Raw genomic sequence first — 20,983 nt, 5'->3', positions numbered from 1 at the left:
AAATCATTGGCGGCACGTCGTCAAACTAGTTGGAAGAGATGAAATCATTGGCGGCACGTCGTCAAACTAGTTGGAAGAGATGAAATCATTGGCGGCACGTCGTCAAACTAGTTGGAAGAGATGAAATCATTGGCGACGTGTCGTCCAACTAGTTGGAAGAGCTGAAAATAACCCGGAACGGTTTACTAGTCTTTCGGCGACTCTTCATAACGACCGTTCTGGGTTGAATTTACTTTTTTGTGGACAACTTCCTTTTCTTTGGTTTCGGCTCCGGTAAATCGTTGTAGGTGGCTCGAATGAGAGAGACAATGTATTCACGGTCGTCAACATCGGCGATATAGAAATAATCTTTCGCACCAGGGTATGGTGGACGCATATCCTCATCGCGCAGCAATCGTCGTCCTCCCTCGGTCGGCTTAATATAGAGCCGGTCGTCGCATATGAGACCGAATATCTTACCATTGCAATAAATACCATAATCGCCAAACATTTTCTTGACGGTTATCTCGCCCGCACCGGCACATTGGTCGGCAACGTATTGTACGAAATCTCTCAAAACCATATTCCAGCTTAACAAAGTGATAAGTTCTGCTCACGAACGAAGTCGTTGAGCTTCCTGCCGCCATCTATTGAAGCGATGCCACGGGCGAACACGTCTACCGTAAGTCCCCCGTTAAGCAGATTTCGCAATGTTTCCAGCACACAATAATCGCCTGCCACACCACAAATCACCATGCGATGACCTGCGCACGTTACCGCGTCGGTCATTGTAGAAAGCCGAAAACTACCATCGGGCAGTTTTTCAATATGCTGAAAAGCCCCATACTCTTCCGTTTCTATCACCTCACCTTTGCGAATCACCCGATAAGGAATCTCTCTGTCCAAGCACGCCTGAACAAGTCGATCGTCAATCTGCGACCCCTTCGCAAATGCAATGCAATGCGGCGGCCACGGTCCACCTTGCGGAATAAACGAAGCATCCTTCGCCTGATGCCAATCCACGGTGAAGATTACTTCCGAAAGTTCATCGTGCGTGTTGATAAAGTCCAGGATATGGTTTACTGCGGTTTCGGCGCCCTCCACGTAGAGTGTGCCTGCGGGATTGCAGAAGTCGTATTGACAATCTACAACCACCAAGGTTATTTGTTCTTTCATTGTTTTATTTTAAGTTGTCGATATTATTCTTCCAATCCTCCAAAGTGATTTTGGTAAAATGCGCTGTGCGAACCTCGTTCAACAAGGGGACAGGCTTGTTTTCTTCCGTATGACTATAAACGAATCCACATTTCTCCTGCACGCGTTTCGATTTCTCATTACCATCGTAATATCCGCACCAAGCAGCCGAAAGATGCAAATCTTCAAAAGCGTGGCGAAGCACTTCACGCACAGCTTCCGGTATTAAGCCTCGCCCCCAATATGGTTCGCCTATCCAATAGCCAATCTCACATTCGCTATCTGTCATCTCTGCGAAATGAATCTCACTCCTTGCTGTCATGATACCTACGCTGCCGACAGTTTCGTCTGTTTCTTTCAGAACAACCGCATAGTTTTCCGGAGCAGACAGCACTGTCTTAATAATTTCACGACTATTCTCTACACTTGTATGTGGAGGCCAACCGGCAATAGGGCCTATGTTGGGATTGCAAGCGTATCGATAAAGTGCCTCGGCATCGCTCTCTTTCCATGGACGCAGCGTAAGGCGTTCTGTTTGTAATGTGATAACTTTTTTCATTTTATTCTGATGGTTTACTTAAATCTCGATAACAGATTCACTGCTTCTATTTATTATGCTTTTGTTTTTCCAACAATAAAGCCTAAGTAGCGATAGACTGCCCACGCGATAATGGAAGTAAGGGCGTAGACGAGGAGAAAAGCGAGGAGAACACGGTGGTAGTGCCCCGAATAGCCCATATCGAGGCGTTGGAGCAGGGTGGAAACAACGAGGGGTATGCCGCCTGAAAAGAAGTAGTAGACTAGGCTGCGACGTCCTGTCCATTCCAACCAAGCAACACTTTTCAGCTGTTTGGCTAAACTTACTAGGAACAGGGTGCATACAAGGGCATCGAAAACAAATACATACCAGTTGTTTACGCGTATGGGTTCGACAAGCAGAGTTATGCCCTGCATATGTTCATATACTTTTATAATAACTAAAAGTATAAAGAGAAAGAATGACGATGACAGGTTGTGGAAATAGTGGAAAACGCTTTCCCACTTGTGGTAGAAGTAGCCGAAACAGAGGATGGGCAGTGCCATGCAGGCATTTTCTATTTGCCAATAAAGGTCGGAACAGTGTGTGGAAAGAAAATAACAAGCTACCGAGGCTGTAAGGGCGAGTATTGATAGCCCCCAAGTTTTGCCTTTGCACGCCCATAACACTGTAGAAAACACGATTTCTGCGACGATGAGAGCAGCTACAAACCACGATGCTTGTCCTGTAACGATGGAGAGCAGGGTGTCGGAAATATCGACATCGTGTGCGAAAGCCTTTGGAATGGCAATGAAAGTGGTGAACAGGAAGTAGGGCAACAGCAGGTAACGCGCAATGTAGGTAAGCTTATGGCGCAGTGAAAACGGTGTTTCTCTGTAGAAAAGATAGCCTGAGAGAAAGAAAAAGACGACCAACACATTGGCTACATAGTAGTTGTAGCCGATGATGTTGTCGTCTGTGTAGTATATTTCGGTATGGTCGAGCAATATAGCCACCATACAGAAACCCCGCAAAAGGTCTATCCAGTGTTTGCGTTTGGGTTGCGTCAGCTCACGATTGCTATCTTGCATATATAACATGAGCTAGCAGCTATTGCGGCTTTTTATATCTGCCAGATACCGCGCCACCTCGTCTGCCGACAGTCGCCTCACCTGCGTGTCGGGAAACTCTCGATAGGTATCGGCACGAAAGAGGGGCTGGGCACCGGTGCACGTCTTCGTCTTGTTCTTCTTCAGGTAAGCTTCCGCCTCCGTTTCATCGGCAAAAATCTTGTATGAAAGTCTTCCCTTGTCGTCTTTCAGTTCATAGATACCACAGGGATGCCGCATCGTATGGTCGGCCGTTCGCAGATACAGCTTGGCGATATCGGCCGACTTGAACGGGAAGTTCCATCTTTGCAATCCCCTTTTCGGTTCGCGCTCGATGCAGATACACCTGCCGCAAGTGCCGCAGATGTATTGTGTGTGATGCAGCAGGCAGTCTTCAGGATGGAGCAACGGAGTGGCCCTGTTGCTCGATACATAACATTCGGGACAAGGTTCCTTCATATTACAAAGGTTTTATAATCTACCGAGGTAAAGACACATACTATATTTCTCAATGGCTCTCCTCGAGTATAATAACCTGGTTGCCGAATTTTTCTTTCACCATCGAAATCATTTTATGGGCAAACGGACAAGGATAGCCCATCGGCGAACCTTTCTTGATGCAGGAAGCAAATGCGATGGTTTCGGCTCCACGGTCGATAAGCAACTTAGCTTTGAGCAGCGAACGTTTACCCGGACATCCACCACAGTTGGTAAAGCCTACTAGCTCCAAGTCGCCGTCTAATTGGGCGAATGCACCACTTTTATTTCTGATTGCTAAGAAATCGGCAGTTCCTGGACAATAGTCCTCTGTTTGCATGCAACGAATAATTCCTACCTTCATATCATTATGAATTTAAGCGTGTCGCGACTTCCGAAATTCCACATAGACTGTACCGACAATAGCCAGAAGAAGCAGAACGAGAGATATATAAGCAATGATTTCGGTGGTACGGATAGAGGATGGATGGAAGTCGAACACAACGGTGTGCTTACCGGGCTTAACCGTAAGGGCGCGTAAAATATAGTTGACGCGGGCTATCGGAGTTGGCGTACCATCTACGGTTGCCTTCCAACCCGGATAATATATTTCAGAGAACACAACTATTCCACCGTTCTTCGAATCGACAGTGTAGCGCAGATTGTTGGGCTGATAGCTGGTTAAACGAACAGTGGCCGTGGAGTCGTTGGTGATGGCCTGACCTAGTGCGGACTCGAACTTCTTGTCGGCTACAGCTTCGGTTTGCAGATTGATTTTGGCAACCTGGGCATACTCGGCATTTGCGTCGCCCACGTAGACAATCTTGTTAACGAACCACGCGTTTCCTTGTGCATAAGGATTCTGCAACGCAACGGTAGTTCCACCTTGCAACGGCAGGATGAAATATTTCGTATTGAGCATATTCAGAACCGGGAACACTTTCCGTCCGTCGACCTTTTGCATGTCGCCGCCCTTGGTCGATATTTCGCCCATTGCAGCCTGCATTTGTGGGGCTATGTAGGCGTCAATCATCTCTTGATAGCGGCGCAGTTTAGCGGGATGATATCCGCCCACGCTCTTATGGAAATACGATGTTTCATTATCGTTGAACGTGCTCACGGCAAAATTCAGCACGCGATAGTTCAGGCTACGGTCTTGCAGAATCTTCGCATCGGCCGCGGTGGGTTGATGTGGATTCTCGCGTTCGCTCCGAGGCACGAACATTCCGTCGTTAAGATAACGTTTGTCGACCTGCCACAGGTCGATGAGGCATAACACGGCAAGTGCGACAATCATATATTTTCCTGGGAGTTTCCGGAATCTGAAAGCCATAAGCAAAGCAAATCCAATCAAAATGATAACCACCGAGCGCCACGCATCTGCACTAACCATAGCCTGCCGCATTGACTCGATATTGGAGATTATGAGATGCTGTGTGTTGGCGTCCATGCCTTGAATACTGGCAATCATCTGCGTTTCCTGTTCTGAAACGAAGGGCGACATTATGCCAGGGGCCACAGCCATGAGAAAGGCAACGCCGGCGGTTAATCCGAGACTTATGTAAACGAATTTCATTTGCTTTTTGAGTTCCTCGGGTTCGTCGACAATCTGCTTAAGCGCTAACGCGGCTAAGAGTGGAATGGTGAATTCAGCTATTACCAAGATGCTCGCCACGGTTCGGAACTTGGCATACATTGGCACATAATCCAGGAAGAAATCCGTGAAGCCCATGAAATTTTTTCCCCACGCAAGCAGAATTGACAGAATGGTGGCTCCCAGAAGAGCCCATTTCATCGGGCCTTTTACGATGAACAGACCCAAAACAAACAGAAACAACACGAACGCGCCGACATAAACCGGTCCGCTAGTACCGGGCTGTGAACCGAAATATTGCGGAAAAGCCTCATAAATCTGCGGTAACATAGACTGAACTTGTGGGTCGGCCTTCGACATAGCACTCTCATTCTGCACTAGAGGTGCACTTGCTCCACCCTTTGCATTAGGTACGAGTAACGTCATGGTTTCGTCGATTCCGTAACTCCATTGCGTAATGTAATCGCGTTCGAGCCCTGAAGAGGTTTGGTTAGCGTTGTTGCCTTTCACCAGTTCGCTCTTTCCGCGCATACTTTCTTTCTGATATTGCCACGTATGATAAAGATTCGATATGTTAATGGCCACGCCTATTCCTGCTGCCACAATCACTATGGCCGATGATTTAAGGAAACTATGCAGCTGCTTTTCTCGCAATGCTTTCACGAAGAAGGCTATCACCATGAAGAGCACGATGAAGAGATAGTAATAAGTCATCTGCACATGATTGGCCTTCACCTCGAACGCCGTGAATAACGCTGTGAGCACAAACCCCCAGAGATATTTCCCCCGATAAGTGAGCACTACCCCCGCAATCATTGGCGGCAGATAAGCCAGAGCCATAACCTTCCAGAGGTGCCCGGCGGCAATGATTATCAAGAAATACGACGAGAAAGCCCACAGAACACTCCCCAACGCTGCTAACGACTGCTTGAAATCGAACGCCCGAAGCAAGATGTAGAAGCCCAACAGATAGGCAAACAGAAACCACACATTGTCGGGCAACCAAAGGTGATAGGCATTCATAACCTGCCCAAGGGTGTCGCTCGAATCATATGCTGGCGACATCTGATAGGTTGGCATCCCGCCAAATAACGTGTTAGTCCAGCGGGTTGTTTCGCCAGTTCGCGCTCGATAGTCGACCAGTTCTTTACTCATTCCCACGCTCGCCGCCGAGTCGTGCTGGAACAGAATCTTTCCCTGCGACACCGGAACGAAGAAATAAGCGAATGAGATAACTGCAAAGAGCGCCACAACAATCATGTCGGGCAGACATTTTTTCAGAGTATTCATGATGGATTTTCTTATAAAATAACATTAAAAGTGATGCGTGCAAAGTTACAAAAAGCCATAAACCCATCATTTCCGGTCTCTCACTTTTTGTTCTTCCCGACAGGCCTTAACACGCAGTACATTCTTCCGGCATCTCTTATCATAACTCCATTATCTTTCCGATGTTCCGATTGGTGGTAATGATGCCATACAGGAGGTGCTAACACTCCATACCTTTCTAGGTTGTGGCATTCATGCGTGACTGGTCTAACGGATATTTGCTCCAAAGATTATCGGAGTAGTTTGTTAGACTGAAGATGGTTACGCAAGGATAACATTATGCGATTTTGCACTCGCATGATTCCGGAGCATTGTAACTACAGTATGGTTTGGGAATCGGAAGATATTCGAACTTCTCTTCATATCTCTAGATATTAAAGTAAACCATGTAACGTGTGGTTTCAATATGTATTATAGCGCTGGGAATGTACCCTAATATGCCAGCAACAATGCGTTTTAAGCTAACAGCCAACTCTAATGCTTTCCCGCAAATTCCGAAAACACTATATTAATATCTTATATCTTTTACATTAATTCTAGAAGCATTATTTTGATTTAGAATATCTTTTCAAGAAATTCCTGAAACACTGTTTTAATATAAAATATTATTTCAGGAATTTACAGAAAGACCATTATAGATTAAAATAATATTTTAATAAATTCTCTAAATAAAATTTTTGATTAAAATATTCTTTTAAGAATCTCCTGAAATAATATAGATTATTAAAAGACTATTTCAGTAGATTCTTTCGATAATATTTTTATCTATAATAGTATTTCAGGAAATTACATAAGAAACTTTTTATTATAAAATAGTATTTCAATAATTTACTAACTAGATATCTTAATATAGTATCTTCTTTTCGGAATATACGTAAATAGATATACGGAATCTTATAGTATAACATTGTCAAAATATCGATGAGAGGAAGTGGTTGCTAGTCTCAAACACTAATAATAAAGGTTGGTGTAGACGGTTAACCGTCTCAAACGCTAATAATAAAGATTGGCGGATGCTGTTGGCAGCTCGAAACACAGAATGCCAACTCGGGCGGAACGTCCGTATGTAGGGACAGATCCCGTATCTGTCCGCCCGTCCGGTAGGACAGGATAAAACCCCGGGCCGAATAGGCAGGAGAATATTATGTGGTAGGTAGACCGAATTAGGGATGCGGACAGACACGGGGTCTGTCCCTACATACGGACGTTCCGCCCGAATTAGCATTGATATCGGACAGCGAATCCCCTCTGTTAGCATGTTAGTACATGCGGGCTAACGCCCGAATTAGCATGAGTATCGGACAGTGAATCCCCTCTGGTAGCATGTCAGTACATGCGGGCTAACGCCCGAATTAGCATGGGGGATGATTAGGAGATAATATGGATAAAGCAGGTGGTTTATTAAAGAGAATTGTTGGCTGCAAGAAGGTCGCGTGCATTTTGAAGAGCGGCTTCGGTGATATCGGCACCCGATAGCATTTGGGCTATCTCGGCGATTCGCTCGTTGTCCGACAGTTCGCGCATCCGACTGCGGGTACCGTCGGGTGTGTCTTCCTTCTCGACCTTGTAGTGCGACGTTCCGAGGGCAGCAATTTGGGGAAGGTGGGTAATGGAAATTACCTGGCGTTCGTTGTTGCCCATCTCTTGCATTATAAGCGCCATTTTCTGGGCAATCTTACCGCTAACACCGGTGTCAATTTCATCGAATATAATAGTGGGTAACTTTGTTTTTCCGCTTATCATAGCTTTGAGGGATAGCATTACGCGGGCTATTTCGCCACCCGACGCTACTTGTCCAACAGGTTGCATTGGAGCATTTTTATTAGCCGAGAACATGAACTGTACGCTATCGGAACCGTCGGCCGACATATTCTTTGGGGCGAGCGTAACGGCAAATCGCACATTTGGAATACCGAGGGGGGCGAGGCGTTGTTTCATTTCGTTCTCAACAAATCGGGCGGCTTTGGTGCGCTGTTCGGTTAGGCGAGCGGCGAGTTCTTTGGTTTGAACAAGCTGTTGGTCGAGTTTTGTTTGCAGTTCATTTAGGGTATCGTCGCCGCTTTCAATATTGTTAAGTTTCTGCCGGAGCTGTTCTTGCACGTCGAGAAGTTCGTCGACGGATGCGACGTGGAATTTCTGCTCGAGGGAGTATATTGTATCGAGTTGCCGGTTTATATCTTCAAGTCGGGCCGGGTCGAAGTCGATTTCTTCCATAAATGCGCTTAGTTCGGCGGCGATGTCTTTTAGTTCGATGTTGGCCGATTCGAGTCGTTCGGCTACGTCGCTCACTTTCGGATAAACCTTTTCGATGCTGCGAAGGCTGTTTACGGCGACTTTCATTTGCGAAACGATTCCGTTATCGTCGTTATTGAGGCGCCCCTCGGCATCGAAGAGGGCAGTTTTGATTTCCTCGGAGTGCGAGAGGGCCTGCTCTTCCTGCTCGAGTTCATCCTGCATGCCCTTTTTGAGTTGTGCACGCGATATTTCTTCGAATCTGAATCGAGTGTATTCTTCGTCTTCGCGCTCTCGGACGAGCTGCGATTTGAGGGCTTCAAGTTCTTTTTCAGTTTGCTTGTATAGTTCGAAGGCTTGAGTGTATTCTTTGAGTTGCGGACTATTATCGGCGATTATATCGAGCACATTGAGTTGGAAATTTTCCTGCTGAAGAAGTAGGTTTTGATGCTGCGAATGAATGTCTACGAGTTGTTCACCGAGGGTTCGCATAGCCTGCAGGGACACGGGTGAATCGTTGATGAAGGCGCGCGACTTACCATTGTCGCTTAGCTCGCGTCGAAGTATGGTATCGGCAGGTTCGAAGTCGATGGCGTTGTCGGTGAAGAAGGCTTCAAAGTCATAGCGCGAGAGGTCGAAATGGGCTTCGATGACGCATTTCTTTTCGCCTGTTTTAATTTGCTTACTGTCGGCTCGACTTCCAAGGAGAAGGGCGATAGCGCCGAGGATTATGCTTTTGCCCGCGCCGGTTTCACCGCTGATGACAGAAAACCCTTCGCGGAAGTCGATATTAAGCTGGTCGATGAGGGTGAAATTTTTGATGTAGAGATTCTTTAGCATACTGGTTTCGGTTTAATCGATAAATCGTCGGGTGATGTCGGAATACTCTTCTATTCGCCTGTCGCGCAGGAAGGGCCACCAACGTCTCACTTGTTCGCTGTGTTCTAGGTCGATAGTAACAACGGGGTTTACCTCCGATTCATCGTCGGCATGATATATAAGTTCGCCTTGCGGCCCAGCAACGAAACTGCTTCCCCAGAAATATATTCCTTCGGTTTGCTGACTCGGGTCGGGCTCATACCCCACTCTATTCACTGCAATGACAGGCAATCCATTGGCCACAGCATGTCCACGCATCACGGTTATCCAGGCATTACGTTGTCGTTGCTGCTCGTCGGGCGTGTCGGCTGCGGCGTATCCGATGGCAGTGGGATATATTAACACCTCGGCGCCTTGAAGAGCCATGAGTCGGGCAGCTTCGGGATACCATTGATCCCAGCAAACAAGTACGCCAAGTCGGCCTACACTCGTTTGAATGGGACGGAAGCCGAGGTCGCCTGGCGTGAAATAAAACTTTTCGTAGTAGGCTGGGTCGTCGGGAATGTGCATCTTACGATAAATTCCGGCTATTGTTCCATCTTTTTCGAACACCACAGCCGTGTTGTGATAGAGCCCGGCTGCCCGACGCTCGAACAATGAGGTTACCAGTACTACGCCTAGTTGCTTGGCAAGGGCACCATAGCGCTCAGTTGACGGGCCGGGAATAGGCTCGGCATAATTAAAGTTGTCGACGTTCTCGACCTGACAGAAATAAAGTGTGTTATGGAGTTCTTGCAAAACAATGAGCTCGGCTCCGCGGTCGGCCAGATTGGTTATGCCTTCGGTGAGCCGCTGAATGTTTGCCGCTGTATCGGTCGTGTTGTGAAGCTGCAAGAAGCCTGTTTTTAGTTCTTTCATTTGATTTTTTCTTTGATTTAAGCCAGCGTATTAGCGGGGAATTGCATGGTTAGACAATGTAGCGAACCGTGCTGGCGAACAATAGTGACGGCGTCGAGACCAATGATGTCGCGGTCTGGAAATGCTTGGCGAATGGTTTCGATTGCCCGGCGGTCGGCATCTGGTTGCCTGTAGGTGGGCACTACGACCGCCCCATTGAGTACGAGAAAATTTGCATAGGTTGCGGGCAACCGGTCGGTACCATCGTATATCGCTTTGGGTATTGGCAAGCGCAGACATCTGTAAGGCTCGCCGTTGAGTGTCCGGAGAGCTTTCACCTGGGCATCGAGAAGGGCGAGGTCGGAGTAGTGCGAGTCTGATTTGTCGTCGCAACTAACGTAAAGCAAAGTGTTGTTGGGCGCGCAACGCAAGATAGTATCGATGTGCCCGTCGGTGTCGTCGCCCATGAGCATGCCGTGTTCAATCCACACGATTTGTCGCAAACAGGGGAAAATGTCGAGTAATTTGTTCTCCAATCCGATTTTGTCAAGTGGCTGATTCCGGTTTGGTGCCATGAGACAAGCAGTGGTTGTGAAAAGCGTTCCCTCGCCGTCGGTTTCAATGGAGCCGCCCTCTAGCACGAAATCCTTATGGCTCACTAATTCTACTTGGAAAGCTCCGGCGTCATACAGCCTGCGATTGAGCATATTGTCTTTCTCGGCGGCAAATTTCTCGCCCCATCCGTTGAAGCAGAAGTCGAGCAAACGATTCGGCGTGCCGTTCTCACCGACAATCGTAATCGGCGCAACATCACGTGCCCAAGTATCATTGGTATCGCAAGCATAGATACTCACGCGACACATCTGCCAATCGTCGAGCCTCATCTCGAGCTTGCTTTGCACCGCACCGATTTCGCGTGCTGCAATAACCAGGTGCTCGTAGCGCGTGATGACCTCGGCCAAAGCAACGAACGTTTCAATGACCTCATCCAGATATGGTGCCCAGTCGGTTTGCTCGTGTGGCCACATTAGTATAATCCCGTCTTGCAGCTCCCATTCAGCGGGCAATCTGAAAAAATCTTGCACTGTTGCCATATATAATAGAAAGGTGAAAATACCTGTGAACTAACGCGTGCAAAGGTAGAAAAAAAGATTGCCGATTGCTTCTGACCATTTTAGCTACTCCGGTCAGTTGATATATGTCAATCAATGGCGTTGACACAAATCAAAAAAGTTGACAGTTGTCAAAATATCCCCTATTCTCAAGCCTAATCTTCATACTGGATTATTGATAGCCGTTCGGTGCATTCTAACTTTGCAAACGAAAATATAAATTATCTTCAATAAAACACACACGGCTCGTAATGCGGTCTTTAAAACTTAAGGCAGAAAGGAAAATAATTATGAAGAAAAGAATAAAGAAGTTGCTCTCCGGAGCATTGATAGGCAACTATCTCACGAACGGATTGAGAATGTATAACATAGGTAGAATAAACTGTCCGGCCTAGGTTTAGAGGGGGCAAAAAACGAGACCTGTTCTTGTCCATGAGCCACAAAAGCCTTACTTTTGCAGACGTCAGAACGTCAAAGGTTCCGTAGCTCAGTTGGATTAGAGCAACAGCCTTCTAAGCAAACGGCCTATCCTCATCGGGGGTGCTTGATAATGGAAAGAAAATTACAGGTTTGGTAGCTCAATTGGATAGAGCAACTGCCTTCTAAGCAGTCGGTTACGAGTTCGAGTCTCGTCCAAATCACATTTTCTTTGAAGTAAAAAAATCACATATTCGCTTTGCGGTTTCAATCTATAAAGTGGACATTTCGGCCACTTTTGGACCGTGAAGCGAATATTTTTTATTCGCTATGGCAACTAAACTGGCAGTCCTCAAACACACCAGGGCAAAGGACGGCACCTATAAGATACGCATTTCCATCGGGCACAAGTCAGAGACGAACTACATCGTCACCCCTTACTCCGTCCGTGCTCTTTCAGAGTTCGACAACGGCACGGTGGTCAGACTACCAAATGCCCACGAACTCAACGTCAAACTCCGCAACATCCTAAACGACTACGAGGAAAGACTGGAACGCATCCCATCTCCGGATGACTACACCTGCAAGGAACTCCGAGACCTTCTAAAGTCGATGCGCCCTCACTCATCTACAGCCACCTTTCAGCAAGTGTCGGAGCAATACCAAAAGGAACTCACAGAAGATGGGCGCGGCTCTTACGCCTCCATGCTTAAAAACTCCTCCCGGCTCTTTCGGGACTTTGCCGGCGGCGATAGCTTTCTTTCCAAGATTAGCACCATAACCGTATCAGAGTTTGAAAGATGGATGAGACAAAAAGATGTATCGCAGACCTACATCAGCATGACGCTTTCGATGATACGTACCATAGTAAACCGCGCCATCAGAATGCAGCTTGTAACCTACGACGTACATCCTTTCACCTACTGGAAGAGACCAGCAGACCCGGAGCGAGAAATTGACATATCAGTAGAAGAGGTGCGAGCCATCAGAGACGCCCGGCCACGATTGAAAAAACAGCGAATTGCACGGGACATCTTCATGCTGTCCTACTACCTCGGTGGCATCAACCTCATAGACCTTCTCAATATAGATTTTAGAGGTGTCTCGGTCCTGGAATACACCCGACACAAGTCTCGTAATATGAAGCTCTCCGATAAGCGCATTTCTTTCACCATCCAGCCCGAGGCAAAAGAGCTTATCAGAGCGTGGATGAACTGCAACACAGGAAAGCTCGATTTCGGGTATCAATTTTCTTATAAAAACTTCCTCGCTTACGTTACACGTTCCATCAAGAGCCTTGCCGAAGACCTCAAGCTGCCTAATTACAAGAAAGTATGCTATTATACTGCGCGAAAGTCATTCGTGCAGCACGGTTTCGACCTCGGCATCAGCCTTGAAGTCTTAGAGTATTGCATCGGGCAGTCGGTAAAGAATAATCGCCCCATCTTTACACCTACTATACTATATCTATAATATATATAAATAAAGAAAGAGAGTATAAGAGAAAGAAAACGAAACAGCTTCAAGTGCCGTTTGGGCATCTGAAAGGGTGGTTTCAAGTGCCAAATAAGGAACTGAAAAGAAATAAACAGTAATTAAATACAGGTAATATGAAATCAAGAAAAATTTTCGGACTGATAGCATTTTCGGTCCTGTTGTTAACATCGTGCTCAACGACAACAGTTGTGCCCGGATTTGAGAGAACCATTTTTATAGACTACTCCCTATTCCGCGCAAACGGAATTGAAGTCTCGGATACTGAAGTACCAGACGGTCGTACACCGCTCGGGCAGCTTTCCGAGATTGTCCGATTTTCACGGACCTATAAGAGCAAGAAAATATCCCTCTCCGGAAATTCTAATGACGACATAGTCGTGCCGACGAGCAAGACAATAATCACTACGGACGGGAATATCGATATCGACATCGACATCAGAGATGTGGCAGCTAAAATTGCCGCTATCGTAAAAGATAGAGACGGGCGCGGCATCGCAAAGATGAACGTGTCTGTAACCGATGCACAAAGCCAGCCCGTATTCTACGTGTCTGGAATTATTTATAAATAGCAATCCCAGGGGTTCCGCTCGCGATAAAACGAATATATAGGCAAAAGCACAAGCATCACAATCAGTTGTATTTCAAGCGATAGCGTCTATCCTCTCGGATAGCCTTCTAAGCTGTGGGTCTTGGGTTCGAATCCCAACGGAATCACAATCATGAGGGTGTGTCAAAATAGGCACACCCTCCTTTGTGTTTGTAATGTTTTGCGCTGGTTAGTTGGCGAAAATCATCTTGCGGTATTTGCCTTGTTGATAAACAATGTAGATGCCGCCCGAAACTGTGTTGTGAGCTGATTCGATGCTGGGGAATGTGCCAAGGCGGACGCCCGAGATGGCGTAGAGCACGACATCCGAATCGGCAGATTGATTGATGGAAGCTGCATCTATAGCGTCGACTATTCCGGCGGGATGGGCGTCGACGCAGTTAAGCACTTTACCGTCGGTATCGAGCAGGATTGCCACAACGTGCAAACGGTTTTTATTTCTGATTCGCTTAGCGGGCAGAGCGAGCGTATAATCGTAGTCACGATACTCTCCGGCCGCCATCGAAGTGTTGGTGAATAGTCCGCCGTTGAACCCGTTATAAACACCGCGTGCCACGTCGTCGAAGTTCATGTCTACGTATTCGGGCAGCTTTTCCCACCCGAAAAACTCGCCCTTACTTCCGTAATAACCGTTGAGCTGCTTGCCGGGGATGGAATCTTCTAACAGCACGAACGATATGCGATAATCGGGCGCCGTTACAGGCGTTTCGCTAATCATTCGGGCGCGCAGATTGATGGCCGTACTGTCTGATGCGAACTTGGCGCTCATTTCGAGCCCCAGTGTTCCCGGCCTCTCCTGCAACTGCTGGAAGAATCTGCGTGCTGTGCCGTAGGGATTGCATTCGTATGTGCGATTAAGGAAGCAATCGGGGAAGCCCGGCATTCGCGACAACAGCGGCTCGTAACTGTGCTCGGGGTCTTGAATTTCGAGCCGGTCGTTAGAGTGAATGCAAACCGCCACGAATTCGTCGGCATAGTTCGCCTTCAGATAGCGAACCTCCTCGATTCCACCCACGCAAAACTTGCACCAGTCGCCGGTGCCCTCCTCCATAAGCACACGCCGTTTGTATAGCGGATTGCGTCGCTGAATAGAAAGCGTATCGGAATTGTCGGCCGCATACGAATCGGGTTGGTTGCCCAGGCGCCCTATCCGAAAAACTATACGATTGTCGGCCTCATCAACAGGCACGTCGATGTTGAGTGTATCGTTAGAGTTGATACCCACACTTCCGCCTTTAGCGAATTGCACGAACGGTCCTCCATTAACACTATAGTCTACCGTTAGTCCATCGAAACCGTTGCCCCCGATATTGCGCACAACACCGCTGAAGGTGTGGCGCTCTCCGTAAATATAGGCTGGCGCAGCGAACATCTTGAGCGAGGCCTGATTCTGTGGCAGCGCATCGCCCGTAACCACGGCTTCGATGCAGAACGAGCCGTCTATGTTGCTCCAGGTTGACTTAGAGTTTACGAACACAATATTGGCACACTCGTCGTTGCCGAAACTGTAGCCCGCACCGCCCTCGTTGCCCTCTAAGAAGCTGGCTTTATAGCCTATGGCGAGCGAATCGCCGTTAATGTCTACTGGTTTAGCCAGTTTGATGTCGTGCCATCCGGCCGTGAGGTTGCCCACCTTCTGCGAGGTTATAACCACTCCATCGTGCGGTCGGCGTTTAACGTAAATGGTTACGTTCGATGCGTCGCGATTCAGTCCGATGCGTACACTACTTATCTGGTTTGTTTTGTACGCCTCTATTGTTCGTGAGGGCAGCACAATGTAGGGCGTAATAATTTGATTTCCTTGTCCGAATCCGGCTTCTATTCGTTCGCCGTGGCGCAGTCGGATGCCTTGTGTCTGCTGTGAGCGGACAGATTGTATAAAAGCCGAAAGCAAGACTATGAGTATTATTTTTTTCATGTTCTATATTGTTTTAAATATGAATATAACGTTAGGAAATTATGCCCTTCGCACGATGCAAAACCATATTTCTGGGTGTCGAGATGGTTTTGTAAGGTGACAAAACTATATTTCCGACCGTCTAGAGGTTTTGTAAGATGACAAAATCATATTTCCGACCGTCTTGGTGGTTTTGTAAGGTGACAAAACCATATTTCCGACCGTCTAGAGGTTTTGTAAGATGACAAAATCATATTTCCGACCGTCTTGGCGGTTTTGTAAGGTGACAAAACCATATTTCCGACCGTCTAGAGGTTTTGTAAGGTGACAAAACCATATTTCCGACCGTCTAGAGGTTTTGTAAGGTGACAAAACCATATTTCCGACTGTCTTGGTGGTTTTGTAAGGTGACAAAACCATATTTCCGACCGTCTTGGCGGTTTTGTAAGGTGACAAAACCATATTTCCGACTGTCTTGGCGGTTTTGTAAGGTGACAAAACCATATTTCCGACTGTCTTGGTGGTTTTGTAAGGTGACAAAACCATATTTCCGACCGTCTAGAGGTTTTGTAAGGTGACAAAACCATATTTCCGACCGTCTTGGCGGTTTTGTAAGGTGACAAAACCATATTTCCGACTGTCTTGGTGGTTTTGTAAGGTACAACAAGGGATATCATTTTCTTTGGCGATAGAAAAACGGTCGACTAATTCAATACGAATCAGTCGACCGATATTATTCACAGGGACGAATTACTTAACGACAACCTTCTTGCCGTTTACAATGTATAATCCCTTAGGAAGACCATTGAGCGTGGTGGCTTTTGTGCGAACACGGATGCCCGACGGAGTATAAACATCCATCGGCTTGTTGTTGGCGACATCAGCCTGCTCGATTCCGTCGGTTACGTGGAGAGTCCAACCATCAGAAAGCATCGATTCGCCAACGTTCCAAACTGCCGAAACCTGGTAGAGGTAATCGCCCTTGGCTATGATGTTGTCGGTATAGGCCGGCGAAGTAAGGTTGGATGCAATAAGATGGCCATCGCGATAAACGTTATAGCCCTTGAACTGCAGCGTGGTTGAATTGCCGCCCACGAGCGGAGTGTATGTAACATCGTCGAGCAACAGCACCATGCCATCTACCTGCGTGTTGTGGCGAATGGCGAAGTAACGGGCTTTGGCCGGCAGGGTATAGGCATTCTGTTTCCACGAAACGTAGTTCACGGTTCCCGTGGCCAAACGTTCGAAAGAGTCGATAAAGTCGTCGTTTATCGTGTTGGGTTTCTCCATTTCCGAGTACATAATTTCGAACGTTTCGGGGCCGTGGGTTGTTTGCGATTCCTTGGCCCAGAACGATAGATCGCTTCCGCCTACTATTTCGGGCGATATGAGCCAGTTGTCGTTAGGCGTGGCTGTGGATTGACCGTCTGACGCACTGAATGCAGCCAACATTTGGTCGCCCGAGTGCGGTTTAAGTACGTCGAACTTCTGGAATCCGGCTTTATCGCGATTCCACACCTGGTAGGCCTGCGGAGTGAACCAGTTTGGAATTTCCGGGCCGCTGAAGTAGAGCGATGTAGCTTTGTCGCCGTCGTAAACAGTCCAATCGCCGATGTGTTCTATGATGAACGATTCGTACGATTCGAAATCGTCGGTAACATCGTTGGCCATCTCGCTCGAGGCAGGAGCCTGCCAGGTTAAGCTGGCTTTTCCGGCAACAACCTTACCGGTGAGGGCCTGCGGACGCGGATATTTCGGACCATTTAGATATACACGCACCTCGGGCGTGGCGTTGTTAGACAGCTTGCCATCGGCCGACATATCCAATCTGATAGAGTATTGAACAGAGTCGCCGGCCTCCGACAACTCGTTTTGTGCATTGAATACAAAATCGCGCACTGCATTCGGAGCCAAGGCTGCGCCCTGTTGCGACGAAACTTGTGCGTTGTCCTTATATAATGCTACGGTGTAGACGCCGGTGGACTTGCTACCTGCATTGATTACGCGCGCTTTTAGCTGGTGAGGCTGACCGATATTCATGCGCGTAGGTATGTCGTAGCTCTGAATTGCAATGTCGTTGTCGGCATAAGCATCGATGCGGAACTGGTCGACATAGAGCGTTGCGCTGGCGTCGGCGGTGTAGCCGTAAACCTGGAAGGTTATGTTACCCTTGCCGGTGTATTGGTTAAGGTCGATTACGTGCCGATACCATCCGGTAGTGCCGTCGTTATACTGGAATGTGCCGAGGCAAAGCGTATCGGCATCGTCTACCGAAGCGTAAATCTGCACGTAGGCATCACCGCGGTCGGCCTCCATACCGTGATACATGTAGAACGACAGAGCCGATTTGTCGGTTGCACTCAACTTAACGCGCGGGCCTTGCAGATAGCCGCTTTGCGGAGTTGTTCCCGGGTTGGCGAATTTAAGTTCGCCGCCGTCCTCGTCGAATGGGTCGATGGCTCCGCCTGTACCCTGAACATTCCACGAAGTTTTTCCTATTCCGGTGTGTGTTATCCACGGTTCGGTGTCGAGCTTAGCGTTCGTGAACGATTCCTGATAAGGCTGCGCGTAGGGCTGACCTACAAGTGTGGTAGCTCGGGTTCCGCGACCGCGTCCGGTTGTCGAAACCGGGTACACTCCGTATTGCACATACGCTTGCTGCTTGCCTACGGGAATGTCGGGTGTTTCGTCGGTGTATGTGGTTCCCGAAACGTTCGAAGCAATCTGTGCCCAGGTGTATGCCTCTTCGCTCCATCGTGTAATAACGTATTTAACCGCTGAGGGATCTACGTATCCGCCGTGCAAACCTTTAACGGCGGCGGCGTTCCATGTTAGCGTGGCTTTGCCTTCGACCGGCATAGCCGCTTTGAGGTTGCGGACCGTGTCGGGAATGTCGATTCCAACGTATGCGCTAACTTCTTTGAGTGCGCCTTTCTTACTACCGTATGTGCGAACAAGATATGTTTGCATGCCCGACTCGCTAAGGGCGTCGCTAAGCGAAAGGCTCTGTCCGGGCGTTACACTGGTGAAGGTTTTGAGCGGAGTATCGCTTTCGGCTCCGCGATAAACCTCTATTTTGCTGATTGATGACAGTGCGCTACCGTCGGTATTCTTTGTCGGAGCCTTGAATGCGAGTTCGGCATTGAGCGCGCCTTGGGCACCAGGCGTTAGAACAACGTTGTCGACTACCGCCGGAGCGTCGATGTCGGCATCTTTCTCTACGCGCAGGTGTCCGAACTTAAGGTCGGCATCCGAATAAGCAGTGCAATATGCGTGCACCAAAAGCTGATAATCGCCGTTGGCCGGAATGCTGAACACGCCCGAATAGGTGCCAGTTTCATCGCTTTCGATGTCGACAGCCTTCAGGGGTTCGGTAACTAAGATGTTGTCGTCCTGTCCGAGATACAAAGCCAGCTTTACTGGTCGTTCGAAACTTCCGCCGTGAGCGGTGAACGATACGCGATAGGCCTGCTGGGTGGTCATACCTTTTATTAAGGGCGAAATTAGATAGTCGTCGGCCGTTTGATAGCTCGTGCCGATAGTCATTCCGTAGTCGCTAACCTGCATTCGCGCCCATGTGGTTCCGTCGTGGTTGGCATCGCCTACCTTCCACAGGGCGGCGTCGCCTTCTTCATCGAAGTTCTCGTAGAACGGAACGTTATAGAATGTGCCCGAAGCGATGGTGTTCGACGAGGCCGTTAGCCCCTCCTTGCCATTGCTCATCGGTGTAACGTCGTAGCTGTAATGGGCACGTGCTCCGCTAAGAGTCTCGGTGAATGTAGTGGCCGATATGCCCGAGGCCACAACCATGCCGTCGGGCTGGCGAACTACTTTATAAACTATCGAGTTATCGTCTACTGGCCCGTTGTTCTTACTTGTCGTTGGGGCTGTCCACGAAACTGTGGCAGCTTTGGTTGGTTCATTTATTTCCAACTTCAAATTGCCCACCGCACCCGGAACATCCTCGCCGGCGAATATCGACATGCGGCGAATCTGCGATTTTCCGGCAGTATTGCCAAGATAAACCGAAACCGTATGATTGCCTTCGGCCAATGACAGGGGCAGAGATACATTGTCGCCAGGCGATGCTGTTTGCGAGGTTTCGTTTCCGTCTATCGAAACGTAAACCGTTAGTGTTCCGCTAAGCGATGAGCCATCGAACGCCGTTGTCGGCACGCCGAAGGTGAGGTTTCCGGCCGTGCGAACAGTGTTTGTAAATGTCCACGCAATGTTTGTCGGGGCTGCGGGGGCTTTGGCGGGTGCGTCGACTATATACAATCCTTTGAAATGTTCGGAGCCGGGGAATTGCCCAACTTTCGTGAACTGCGCCGTAGAGGCATCGCCTTTATAAAGGAAAGTTCTGTCTTTATTATCCAAGGCTGCTACATATAGTTCGCCGGTTGCATCGTCGAACACGGCCTCGGCCGGAGCAGTTCCGTTGGCGAGTGTAAAATTGCACTTGCCCACACTTGTAACCTCGCCTGTAGACGTGTTAATTTTGCAAAGCTCGTTATCTTGAATCTTGCCTGCGTAGAGCGAACCGTCTTTCGCGGCAGCCAGGAAAACGAAAAAGTTGTCGGTGCGCAACAACGTGTCGACCTTGTTTGTTGCGAGGTCGATCGAGCAGAGCATCTTCGACGGCTGGTCATCGTCGTCGTCCGATGTTTCCATATTCCAGTTCATGAAATACGCTTTTCCGTTAGCCTTATTATAGGTTGCGCACTGCATTGGGTAATGCTTTCCGAGCGAAATGGTGTCGCCAATCTGTTGCCATGTCTCAGCGTTGAAAACATATATGCGCGAAAACGCGTGCATACCGTAGTCGGCATCCTTCCAGTAAGTCGACGTTATGCAGTAGAATTTTCCGTTGGCATAGAAAGCTACTTGCGGGTCATCGGGAAATTTTGCACCTGTCGACTCTGCAACGAAGTTAAACGGCTGCGATGCACTAAACGAAAACACTCCACTTGCAAGCGGACTCGGCGTGCGCCAGTCGCCCGACTTGTAGTTGAATCCGTAGATTACGGGAGCATTAGGATTACTCTCTATTGCAGGAATGCGATGCACTAACAATTCGGAGCCGCGGCCTTGCGATATGCCCGGACTCGTAATTGTTCTTGCTTTCGTACGACGGGGTTCCTGCAACCTTGCGTCGCCACTCAACACACTCTTCGGCGCCACCTTAACAGCATTCTTGGTTGTCGGTTCGATACGCTGGGCCGAAACCGACGACGAAAAGAACGCCATACCAGTAGCTACGAGAGCTATGACATAGAATTTCTTCATTACTTAAAACTAAATTTATG

At 48.3% G+C, this 20,983-nt stretch carries 14 protein-coding genes and 1 tRNA gene; 3 read left to right on the top strand and 12 right to left on the bottom strand.

Going from position 1 to position 20,983, the window contains the following annotated elements:
• Window positions 1–229: 229 nt before the first annotated feature.
• The 10 genes from HMPREF9140_RS02195 to HMPREF9140_RS02150 form a co-directional block, all read right to left on the bottom strand.
• Window positions 230–562: a TfoX/Sxy family protein gene (locus HMPREF9140_RS02195; protein ID WP_006951447.1), complete on the bottom strand. Its 333-nt coding sequence runs from the start codon at window positions 560–562 to the stop codon at window positions 230–232.
• Window positions 563–570: 8 nt separating this feature from the next.
• Window positions 571–1,155 carry an isochorismatase family protein gene (locus HMPREF9140_RS02190; RefSeq protein ID WP_006951446.1) on the bottom strand — a complete coding sequence of 195 codons (585 nt, stop codon included), beginning with the start codon at window positions 1,153–1,155 and terminating at the stop codon, window positions 571–573.
• Between the two features lie 4 nt (window positions 1,156–1,159).
• Complete coding sequence (locus tag HMPREF9140_RS02185) at window positions 1,160–1,720, bottom strand: GNAT family N-acetyltransferase (RefSeq protein WP_025073448.1); 561 nt, start codon at window positions 1,718–1,720, stop codon at window positions 1,160–1,162.
• A 65-nt stretch (window positions 1,721–1,785) separates the two neighbouring features.
• Window positions 1,786–2,781, bottom strand: coding sequence for an acyltransferase family protein (locus HMPREF9140_RS02180; RefSeq protein ID WP_026253239.1), 996 nt, complete (start codon window positions 2,779–2,781; stop codon window positions 1,786–1,788).
• Window positions 2,782–2,793: 12 nt separating this feature from the next.
• Window positions 2,794–3,258 carry a hypothetical protein gene (locus HMPREF9140_RS02175; protein WP_006951443.1) on the bottom strand — a complete coding sequence of 155 codons (465 nt, stop codon included), beginning with the start codon at window positions 3,256–3,258 and terminating at the stop codon, window positions 2,794–2,796.
• Window positions 3,259–3,307: 49 nt separating this feature from the next.
• Window positions 3,308–3,640 carry a CGGC domain-containing protein gene (locus tag HMPREF9140_RS02170; RefSeq protein WP_006951442.1) on the bottom strand — a complete coding sequence of 111 codons (333 nt, stop codon included), beginning with the start codon at window positions 3,638–3,640 and terminating at the stop codon, window positions 3,308–3,310.
• 12 nt (window positions 3,641–3,652) lie between these two features.
• Entirely contained in the window at window positions 3,653–6,160 is a 2,508-nt protein-coding gene (locus HMPREF9140_RS02165; RefSeq protein ID WP_006951441.1) for a YfhO family protein, read from the bottom strand.
• Window positions 6,161–7,600: 1,440 nt separating this feature from the next.
• Window positions 7,601–9,271: a DNA repair protein RecN gene (gene recN, locus HMPREF9140_RS02160; protein ID WP_006951438.1), complete on the bottom strand. Its 1,671-nt coding sequence runs from the start codon at window positions 9,269–9,271 to the stop codon at window positions 7,601–7,603.
• A 12-nt stretch (window positions 9,272–9,283) separates the two neighbouring features.
• A complete protein-coding gene (locus HMPREF9140_RS02155) occupies window positions 9,284–10,168 on the bottom strand; it encodes a carbon-nitrogen hydrolase (RefSeq protein ID WP_006951437.1) in 885 nt (294 codons plus the stop codon).
• A 17-nt stretch (window positions 10,169–10,185) separates the two neighbouring features.
• A complete protein-coding gene (locus tag HMPREF9140_RS02150) occupies window positions 10,186–11,241 on the bottom strand; it encodes an agmatine deiminase family protein (RefSeq protein ID WP_006951436.1) in 1,056 nt (351 codons plus the stop codon).
• Window positions 11,242–11,826: 585 nt separating this feature from the next.
• On the opposite strand from HMPREF9140_RS02150, the gene HMPREF9140_RS02145 reads away from it, so the two are divergent.
• The 3 genes from HMPREF9140_RS02145 (at window position 11,827) to HMPREF9140_RS02135 (ending at window position 13,742) form a co-directional block, all read left to right on the top strand.
• Window positions 11,827–11,900: transfer RNA gene (locus tag HMPREF9140_RS02145), tRNA-Arg, on the top strand.
• A gap of 106 nt (window positions 11,901–12,006) precedes the next feature.
• Window positions 12,007–13,149 carry a site-specific integrase gene (locus HMPREF9140_RS02140; protein ID WP_006951433.1) on the top strand — a complete coding sequence of 381 codons (1,143 nt, stop codon included), beginning with the start codon at window positions 12,007–12,009 and terminating at the stop codon, window positions 13,147–13,149.
• A 137-nt stretch (window positions 13,150–13,286) separates the two neighbouring features.
• Window positions 13,287–13,742 carry a hypothetical protein gene (locus HMPREF9140_RS02135; protein WP_006951430.1) on the top strand — a complete coding sequence of 152 codons (456 nt, stop codon included), beginning with the start codon at window positions 13,287–13,289 and terminating at the stop codon, window positions 13,740–13,742.
• A 207-nt stretch (window positions 13,743–13,949) separates the two neighbouring features.
• Here HMPREF9140_RS02135 and HMPREF9140_RS02130 read toward each other — a convergent pair whose 3' ends face one another.
• Entirely contained in the window at window positions 13,950–15,698 is a 1,749-nt protein-coding gene (locus tag HMPREF9140_RS02130) for an Omp28-related outer membrane protein (protein WP_006951428.1), read from the bottom strand.
• 729 nt (window positions 15,699–16,427) lie between these two features.
• Complete coding sequence (locus HMPREF9140_RS02120; RefSeq protein WP_006951426.1) at window positions 16,428–20,963, bottom strand: choice-of-anchor J domain-containing protein; 4,536 nt, start codon at window positions 20,961–20,963, stop codon at window positions 16,428–16,430.
• Window positions 20,964–20,983: the final 20 nt, after the last annotated feature.

Origin of the sequence: Prevotella micans F0438 (assembly GCF_000243035.1) — a bacterium.
GTDB classification, from domain to species: Bacteria; Bacteroidota; Bacteroidia; order Bacteroidales; family Bacteroidaceae; genus Prevotella; species Prevotella micans.
Note: the sequence above shows the minus strand (reverse complement) of the source record. Positions and strands in the feature narration are given on the sequence as shown.